The sequence below is a fragment of the Streptomyces colonosanans genome (assembly GCF_001866645.1).
In the GTDB taxonomy this organism is placed as follows: Bacteria; Actinomycetota; Actinomycetes; order Streptomycetales; family Streptomycetaceae; genus Streptomyces; species Streptomyces colonosanans.
On record NZ_MLYP01000096.1, the window covers coordinates 45,438 to 54,840 of the forward strand.

A 9,403-nucleotide genomic window follows, 5' to 3' on the forward strand; every position below is an offset into this window, starting at 1 on the left:
AGTCAGCCCTCCACGGAAAGTGAGCCAGAACCCAAACCCGTGAAAAAAAGCCATGCGCGGACGCCGTTCTCGGCAGGTTGGTCTCCGCCTGATGGTCTGCGGGAGAGTGCCAGTTGGGCATCGTCATTTAGGTGTCAGTGGCGCAAGTCCGGTGACCTGGCGGTTGGCGCTGACGCGTGGTGCTCATCTGGTACTGACGTGACTGACGAAGGGGCATGTCGTTCTCGTGCAGACCGCTATAGCGGGTGCTGGGTTTGCGCTGGTCAGATGCGTTACATGCCCGGAGTGTCGGAGTGCGGCCAGAGCGCCGCGACGCGTTCCTCCATTGAGGAGATGAGGATCCGCTCGGGACGGCCTGCAAAGAGGTAGAAGAGTGATTCCGGGACGTAGCCGGGGCGGCGGAACCAGTTGCGGACCTGTTCGCCGCGTCCCTGATCATCTGCGATCTCACCGAGGACTTGTTCGGTGTCCTGGTAGATGTGGGCACCGCGCAGCCGCCCGGCCGATCTGCTGATCATGAATTCCTGCAGCGGGGCCGGCCCGCCGCCTGGGCCGGGGGTCCGTCCCCAACTGCCGAGCGATGGTGTGGACATGAGGATGTCGTTGACGGTGTTGGTGGTCTGGGTGTGATGCCACACCTCCAGCAGTGTGGCGTGACGTCCTTGGTTGATGAGATGGTCGGCGAGGTTGGTCAGCAGGCGGCCGGTCAGCATCATGTTGCGGCGCACATCCACTGGCACTTGGGTGCCGAGTACGGCCAGTGCGCCCTCGCGCAGCAGGAGATCGGTGATGGAGACGGCGCTGGCTCCCCGGGGAGCGACGTGACATGCGCTGAGCACGATGACGGGCGGGGTGTGCTGCAGGCCGAGCTCGATGTGCGGTTCGTCGCCGATGACGATGGCTGCCGTGTTGGCAACGAGGGTGCCGTGCGCGCTGATGATCAGCAGGTCAGGTGTGTGCTCGCTGACGGCCTCGCGCAAGGCATCCAGGGAGAGCGTCTGCACCGCGTGGATACTCAGCCCCTCGACGTCCTTCAGGGTGTCCTGAGTGATCCGCCAGCCGTCTCGTGAGATCTGACCCACCGGGTCGCTGGCGGGGATGCATTCCGCCACCAGGACACGGATTCGGTTCTTCCACTCGACGCCGAGGGCGACCGCACCGGCCTTCTGCACGGTGCGGGTCAGCGGCAGCAATGGCTCGTACGTCAGGGGCAGGCGCGCAGCCAGCGGGGCGGTGTCGCCGGGCATGGTGGCAAGGCCCAGCGGGAAGTTGGAGAACACCGTGAGCATCGACGCCCGGTTGATGGCCTCCATCACCGGTTCCGTGAACAAGGGCCTGACGACGGCATTGAGGCGGCTGAGCAGTTTCTCCACCGAGCGAGGGCGGTCCGCAGCAGAGTCCCGAAAGTGCTTTTCCAAGTCGGCCAGCAGCGTGAACGCGCTGGGGGGAACGGAAGGCATCATCAGTCCCAGGCTGTCGTTGGCGACGGCCCGGTGGGTCAGTGTGTACTCGATGGCCGCCCGTTCGACGTGGGCATCATCGCGTTCACCGATCTCGGTCGACCAAGTGTCGTCGGCGTCCATGGCGGCGAGCGGGCGGACTCGGGCTTTGCGCAGCTGAGGGGGGTAGGCGCCGCGCACGTATGCGGGTGCGACCCCGGGCAGCGCCAGAGAAACCGGCAGCCGCAGTCGTGCCTTCTCCTCAACGACCGTCTGTCCAAAGACCGGTTCGGCTTCTTCGACAGTCAGTCCCTGACGCTCCAGTCGGGCGGTGGCCGCGACGAGCGTGTGCCCCTGCAGGGTGCGATGAAGCAGCGTAGGGGTCTCCTCGTCGGCGGGCGCATCGATGTCCCAGCCCATCCGGCGAGCCATGAGACGCCAGGGCAGGTCCAACGCGGCCAGGTCCAGGCGGCGGCTGAGATTGACCTTCCCCACCAGCGGAGGGACGTCGGGGTATACGCGCTCCTGGATGGCCTGCCAGTGTTCTTGGAGACTCGCGTCGCCCAGAGTTGAGAAGGAGGCGACGGGGAGTTCGACCCCCAGCGCGACCGCTCCCCGTGCGGTCCGTTCGACGAGCTCGTCCGGGCACAACGCCAGCATCGGCCGCCACCACGGGGCCAGAGCCAGGCTGTCGAGCGCGGTGACGGGAACGGGCATCACGTGATGTCCCATCGCCAGCTGCTGCAGGCCCTTCAACCTCCATGCCTCAAGGTCGACCAAGTCTCCTCGTGATTGCGGCAGGTGAAGGCAGTACCACAGCCCGGGCAGCGCCCGGGCCACGTCGCGTGCCAGTCCGTGAGGGATGGCGAATTGATCGGAGTCCTCAAGCGGTGCGTCGATGACCGGAGAGATCTCCGTGGGAGCAGTGCCGTCCTCCGGATCGAACACCACGAGGTAGAGCAGATGTCTGCCGACATTCGGGGGTTGAGGGGCTGGTGTCGTCACTCCTAGAGCCTAGTGCTGTGCAAGGGCTCCCGGGGTTCACCTATCCGCCTGCGGCATCCTGCAAGGAGGGCAACTCCGGCCGGAGGTCCTCCGTCGATGGCGAGGTAGGTGCATCGGTCGCCCGCGAGCACGGTGACACTGCGGCCCTCAGGTCGTCCAGCGCCCACGCGGACCCGGCGGCGCGAGCATAAGGGTGCCGAGCCCGGGTGTACGACGCGTCCTGTCTCAGGGAGGCGTCGTACACATCCCGCAGCCGGGTGTCAGCGCGGTCCCGAGTGGGGCTCGGCTGTCGCATCTGCGGCCGGCGCGCCCGGAGCGAGACCAGTTCGCTGCCTGAAGCGCCGCCTGACGCTGCGCGCTGCGACCAGCGTGAGTGCTGCCGCAAGGCTCGCTAGATATTCGGCTGCGGCTGCGCCGAGAATGTTCACTGGCCGGCCGCCGGCACCGGGGTGGACGGGCTTGCCGCAGCACGGTGGCGCAGCCCCAGTCGTCTCAGCTTGCGGCGCACCCGGTTGCCGAACGCATCCGGATCGTCGGCGCCGCCCAGAGCCGCGGCCTGGGCCCATGTCACGCGCTGCGCACCGTAGGTCATGGCTACGGCTCTCTCCATGGGTGGCAGATCCGCGAGCACGGCAAGGACGCGGCAATCGTCCACCTCGCCGTGCAACAGGCCGTTCTCCGGGCGCCGGTCATCGCTGACCACATCTCTCAAGGACACTCCCGACGCGACCGGGGCCTCCAGCAGCCGCACCGTGCGGCCGCCGGCTTTTCGCTCCCAGAGCGGCTGCAGACAGCGATGTTCCCGTTCGGTATGACGGTGGAGCAGCTCCATGATCTCGGCATCGCCACTCAGGTGCCGGCCAAGAGCCTCAACCCAGTCACCCAGCAGGGCCATCTCCACGGCCGCGCGCCACGCGTGCGGTCGGCCAAGATGGAGCCGCGTCCGAGAGAACTCGTCCACGGCTGCGGTGTCACCCTCGATGCAGGCGTTACGTGCCACCAGCGCGGCCATGACGGCTTCGCGGGTGGTGAATGCTTCTGGTCCACTGAGCTGTTGGGCGAGCGTGTGCAGGACGGCAGCAATGAAGTTCACGGGGGAGTGCCTCGCGTCGGTGTCCCTTCTCCGCCGTCCCCTCTCCAACAAGGCGATCCAGACGTCCTGGGCGAAGGCCCCGTCCTGTTCCTGGTCGACGTTCACGGCGTCATCGGGCAGACCCCGTGCCCTCCACATGCGCGCCATCTCATACAGGTGGCGCACGACAGCCCTGCGGGCTTCCTCACCGGCGCCGGGCACGGGTGTGGTCACTTGCCTGGCCATCCGGCGCAGCCGCTCGAGCACCCGGGAGGCCGCAGGCCGAGCCTGCGCCAGCCAGGTCCCGTGCTGCACGGGCACCGGTTCGATTCGCACCGCATACACCGCCTCATGCACGGTCTTTCCCCTCGGGCTCGGCCGGTTGAGAGCCGGACAGCCCGCCTGCCCATCGCGGGGGCAGTCCGGACAGAGGTAGCGAAGGCGGGCGTTCCGGTCCATCAGCTGTTCCTGCGCGTAGCGCAGGAACCGGATGGTCCGCAACGCCAGTGCCTCGTCCTCGGGCGTGCAGTCCTCGATCGGTGAGGCGAAGCGGGCAGGCAGGCGCGTGGCCCGGTCCTGGGTGTCGACCAGCAGGCGAAGCACCCAGCTCTCCAACGCGGCATGAAGCGCCGGGACGCCGACGCGGTCATCGTCCTCGAGATCCGAGTAACACAGCAGGACCATGTGAAGCTCCTTACCTGTAGCGCATGATGAGGCTGCTATCCCTAAGGGCCGGCCTGAAGGCGAACCGGCAATCACCCCGCACTTTTTTCAAGTGATCTACGTCACGCTGCGGTTCTGGGAGGGCCCCAGCCCTTGGAGCCCGGGACGAGCCACGCCGCTGCATCGGGCGGCCGGGCCGGCAGGTCCGCCCGATGGGTCGCGACACACCGGGACTAGGCTGCAGCTGACCGCACCCTCCATCCACCACAGGGCGCTCCCCGCCCGCCGACAGTAGACCGCTGCCCCACGCCCGGTGCAGCGGGTCGCAGAGCACAGCCTTCAACTCTCCGGTCTCCGTGGCGTCTTGCCCGGTACACGGGTTGGCGGCAGAGCGGCCACAGCAGCGTGGCGGAGTTTCGGGCGCGTCGCGCAGCTGGGGTGTGGATGTTGGTGTATGCAGACTCGAAGGGCGGTGGCTGCAGGTGCCGAGCGGGGAAGCAGAGGATTGGGGTGGCTTGTGGCGAGCGGGGCTTTCGAGGAGCTGCAGACCGGCCAGTTCGGGCCGGCCACGTTTGATCTGTTGCGGCGGCTGGTTCACCAGGTGCGCCGCGCCTGACTTACGCTCGCCGCGCCGCGCGGGGGCGTCCAGGCCGAGCCGCGCAAACACCGGCCGGAGCACCGCCTCCTTGCGCGAGACAGAGCCTCTCCTCGCACGGGCGCTGGCCGCGTGCCACTTGGCTTGGCGGCCTGCCGAGATGACTTTCCTGTGATGTTCGGCAGCCCTGGCGAGAGGGGCTACTGCTTTCGTTTCTGCTTCTGTTTGGGAGTGTCCTTCGTGCCGCGTGGTGGCCGCTTGGCGTTCGGGTGGATCGAGCGTTGAAGTTCTGACGCAGGCCGCAACGACTGCAGGGTGGCGGTCAGCGCGGCGTCGAGCGGCCCGATGTGTCCGTCGTAGAGGGCCCCGACGAGATCGCGAGTCGGTTCGTCGTAGAGGAAGACGACGCCACGCGGCAGGCCGAGCTGATGCTTCTTGGCTCGCAGGTAGCCACGGAGGCTCTTCTCGGCGTCGTCGGGGTCCTGTCCAGCTGGGCGTGTCGCCCACACGAACAACCATCCTTCGGCCGGATCGACGCTGGCCGTGACGGGCACCGTCATGCTGCGGCCCTGGCCGTTCGGGCGCGGGTTGTTGAGGAGGATGTCACCATGGCGCGCGAACTTGTGCTGGGCGGGCGTTGCCAGGGATAGCAGCGTCGCGCCGATGCTGAGCCATCCGGTGACGTTCCATGACTGCAGTTGGTCGAGGAGAGGTGCGAGTGGTGAGGGCACCATCGCCGGCTTGGGTGCGGATCCGGAACCTGTGTCATCACGTCCCTTGGTGTGAAACCACTTGTCGAGCACGTCGGTTCGGCTGGTCAGGAAGGTCGGCTTCTGTGCCCTGTAGCGGCGCAGCTCGGCCGTGGTCGGCTCAGGGAGGAACGGGAACGCGGCACACACCTGTGCCGGGTCGGGTTCGACCCAAAGGCCCGCCTCGAAGAAATACAGGAACAGGTCCAGTTCGTCCGGTGCATGGAACATGACGGTGACATCAGGGTTGCGGCGCCGACGCAGGTAGAGGAGAAACTCGGCCGGGCGTGCGACGAGTTCGGTGATCAGCTCGAGGTCGTGCAGGGACACCGTCCAGGGGATGTTGTCGGGGGTGAGCAGGCCCGCCCGCACCAGCTCTGCGGTGGCGGTCAGGACGGTCGAGAGGTCGTCGAGGCTGACGGCGATGGTGTGGATCTCACGGATGTGGCTGAGGTTGACCCAGCCTTTGTCTTCGATACGTAGGCCACCGTCCCGCTCGATTGCATCCCGCATGCGGCCGGACTGCTCGGCTGCTTTCGTGATGATGCCGGTCAGATCAGTACGGATCCGTGTCGTCTTCCCTCCGCGGGACAGGGCGCTCAACGCGACGGCCTTGTCCTCCACGATGAGGGCGACGTCGTCGAGGACGATGAAGTGGTCGCCCTCGACGCGCTTGGTGTACTTCGCCGGATCAGCAGTTTTGGCTTCGTTGTCATTCGCGGGCACGTAGTACTCGAACGCGTCCCGGAAGTGAGCCCCGGGGAGTACGCGGTCGAGCGCGTCGCGCGTGCGGGACTCGAGAAGGTCTCCGCGATGCTTCGCGTACTGGCTCCATACGGGCGACGTCTTCAGATGCTCTTCGAGGTTCTCCCGGACGGCGAACACGCTCAACGCCGGGTGCGGCAGCATGAAGCGCCCGTTGTCGGCGACGACGAGCGGCCGGCTATGCAGCGGGTTCCTGCCGGTGGTGAACGCATCGATGACGTCCGCAGAGTTGGCCGTCCCGAGGTCGAGGCGGAACCGTTCGACAACGGCCCCCACACGTTCAACAGCAATGCCCGTGCGCGCGACGACGTCGTCGATCGCGACCGTGGCCTGGTCGCCGTCGGGCTCGAACATCGACATGACACTGGACCTGGCGAGTTCTGCCAGCCCGTCGTCCGCCCGGCCTGCCTCCACCTTGGCCATCGCGTCCAGCACTGCGTCCCCCATCGCTTTGAGGCGGTCATTCAGACCAGCCTCCTGCAGGTGGTGGCATGCGTCGAGGACAGCCAGGGCGTCGGTCGCGTCGAAGCCGAGTTCGGCATTCAGCGCCGCGCGAACGCTCGGGTTACCGTCGAGAAGCGCCAGGTTGGTCGTTGCGACCATCTCCGGGTAGGACGAGTTGCGCATCCATACCTCGGCGCCACGAATGAGCATGGATACGAGGGCAAGCTTGTCGGTCGGGTCAACGGCGGCGAAGGACCGTATCTGTGCAAGGCGGAGGATCCCGTCGAGTTCGTCCTTCGCCTCGGAGACGAAGTGGCTCATCTCCTGGTCCTCGACTGCGGGGGCACCAGCCGTCGCCGAATCTTGCCGGGCGGCGAGAGTGACCAGCGTCAGCAGTTCCAGGTACGCGGCGCCCGCCTGTGCAGTGACGGGCGTCTCGCCTTCGCGCGCCATCGGCAGGAACCGCTGACGAGCCACCTCGATGAGCCGGATCGCGTCGAACCGCCCCAGCTTCGCGACGAACTCATCGACAGCCTTGTCGAATGCTGCGTCGACTGCAGCCGCAGGATCATCGCCAGCGAACGTGGCCATGAGCGCCATCAAGGCAGTCAAGGAGTCCACCATCACTTGCGCGTGCGGGTCGAACGCCGGCGACTTCGGACCGGAACGGCGCTGCCTCCTGTTGCGCGCTTCACGGCGCTTCGATCGGGAACCCATGAGCCAACCTCACCACATATTGGGACCGATCAGCGAACGGTTCGGATCCGCTTCGATCAGCCGGTGCATCCACGCCCGCTCTCCCCGTTCGCCTCGTGGATTCGACCGGCGGCCGGACTGGGGGGGCACAACTGAGAGAGGCTGTATCGACTGTCGATGAAGCATCATCTTGGATGAAAGACCGCCATGTCATGGGTCCTGCGTTCGCCGAGCTGGAAGGCTCGATCGCCTTCTACTCCAAGCTCTTTGACCGAATCTGGCGGCGGTCAGTGCGCAGACGAGTCCGCGGAGCCGGAGACGGGCCGGTTAAAGGGAGCCAGCTGCCAGTGCACCTCGTCGGTGTCCCGCTGATGGTGCCAGGCCGCCAGGGTACGGCCGGCGACCAGCCGGTCGAGCAGTACTCCGGTCTGCTGGGGGGAGTGCCCGCACAGACGGGCAACAACGGCCATGTCGGCTGTGGGGCCGGCCGCGGTGGTGTGGGCGGCCAGGACCAGGGCAGTCAGCCGTTCTGCGGGCTTTGTCGTCGCCGGAACGATGAGTGAGGTGGGCTGCAGGGCCCAATGGGCGGCGCGCCGACGGGCGCTGCGGCTCGGGGCCTGGTCCAGCGCCGTGTCGTCGAGCAGCCGCACCTGCAAAGGCGCTGCCCGGGGATCGGGCAGGTCGAGCCAGCCGTCCTGCACCAGCTCCTGCCACGCCTCGGTGTGCCGGTGCAGGCGCATGCCGCGCAGCAGGCCGGCTGGCAGCCGGGCGCAGCCGTGTGTGTCGGCGCGCAGGGCGCATTGCAGGGCCAGCAGCCGGGCGGCGGGGGAGGTGACGCAGCCGAGTGCGGAGGCGAGGTGGGTGAGCATCTCCCGTACCCGTTGCGGCTCGTCTCCGTGCACCCGCGGCCGGACGGGGGCTGATGCGGCCGGTCGGTGAGGGCTGAGCAGAGTGTCCGGTACGACGGCGGTGTGGCTGGTCGCCGCCGCGCAGGCCGCGCATGCGTCGGCCAGCCGCCAGGTGCGGCCGCTGAGGTCGCGGGTCAGGGCCAGCAGCACCCGCCCGGCACAGCCGCGATGACGCGGATGCCAGACGCAGCCCCGCAGCCGGCACTGGCAGCTGCGCAGGTGCGGCGGCAACGCGTCCACACGGGCGTGGCAGGCCAGATGGGACAGGGCGGCCGACCGTGCGGAGGACGCCTGCAGGGGGAAGGTGCGGGCGGTACACGAGGGGCAGACGAGTGTAGGGCCGTCCGCCTGCGGGCGCAGTTCCACTGTCCAGATGCGCCGCACTGCGGCATGTGCGCCACCGAGCCTCATGGGCTGGTCGTCCTCCCGTCCGTCTGTCCTTCTCGTGGCGGGGTTCACCATGACGGCCCCCGGGACGGACGCACTGTAGTGCAGATTCCCGCACCGTGGATTTCACCTCCCTCCGCCCTGGCGAAAGTGCAGAAACCCGCACTGACGGGGCAGGGGTCTGCACCGTCGGATGGTCAGGTGACGATCTTGCCGCCCGACCCCGACCTCACTGCGCTGCGCGTCGTGCTCGCGCGCCTGCGGGCCGAACGCGGTTGGACCTTCGACGAACTCGCCGACCGCAGCGGTCTGGCCCGGCGCACCCTCATCGACCTCGAACACGGCCGCACCACCGGCAGTGTTACCACCTGGCACACCCTCGCCCACACCTTCGACGTGCCCATCGAGCGCTTCCTGGGCGCCCTGTGCGACGACCACACCCCGCCCGGCACGGCCACTTCCTGAACCCCTGCTCCGTCCCGCCGCGCACCACGCTGGGAATCACCCGATCGGGCAAGCAGGCATAGAACAGCCATCCGCAGTAACGCTCATGCGTGCGGGCTCGTTGGGCCGACCGTGGGACATATCCCCGACACGTTGCTCATGCCTGCGTGTCGCCTGGCACGGTCCGGGCCATGTGCCCCACGCCCGCCCCCGACGGCCGTCACTGGGACGGCAGC

5 protein-coding genes are annotated in these 9,403 nt (G+C 67.8%); 1 reads left to right on the forward strand and 4 read right to left on the reverse strand.

The window, feature by feature from the left end:
- Positions 1 to 272 precede the first annotated feature (272 nt).
- From BIV24_RS29150 to BIV24_RS35830, 4 genes are all read right to left on the reverse strand, one after another.
- The gene (locus BIV24_RS29150) at positions 273 to 2,444 is read right to left on the reverse strand and encodes a CHAT domain-containing protein (protein ID WP_143064694.1); all 2,172 of its coding nucleotides are present in this window, start codon (positions 2,442 to 2,444) and stop codon (positions 273 to 275) included.
- A gap of 424 nt (positions 2,445 to 2,868) precedes the next feature.
- Complete coding sequence (locus BIV24_RS29155; protein ID WP_143064695.1) at positions 2,869 to 4,275, reverse strand: hypothetical protein; 1,407 nt, start codon at positions 4,273 to 4,275, stop codon at positions 2,869 to 2,871.
- Positions 4,276 to 4,974: 699 nt separating this feature from the next.
- Positions 4,975 to 7,449, reverse strand: coding sequence for a preprotein translocase subunit SecA (locus BIV24_RS29160; protein ID WP_245766988.1), 2,475 nt, complete (start codon positions 7,447 to 7,449; stop codon positions 4,975 to 4,977).
- A 266-nt stretch (positions 7,450 to 7,715) separates the two neighbouring features.
- Positions 7,716 to 8,747 (reverse strand): hypothetical protein, encoded by a 1,032-nt coding sequence (locus BIV24_RS35830; protein WP_071369466.1) that lies wholly within the window; start codon positions 8,745 to 8,747, stop codon positions 7,716 to 7,718.
- Between the two features lie 177 nt (positions 8,748 to 8,924).
- Here BIV24_RS35830 and BIV24_RS29170 point away from each other — a divergent pair, with 177 nt between their 5' ends.
- Entirely contained in the window at positions 8,925 to 9,188 is a 264-nt protein-coding gene (locus tag BIV24_RS29170) for a helix-turn-helix transcriptional regulator (protein WP_037775690.1), read from the forward strand.
- The last annotated feature ends 215 nt before the right edge of the window (positions 9,189 to 9,403 follow it).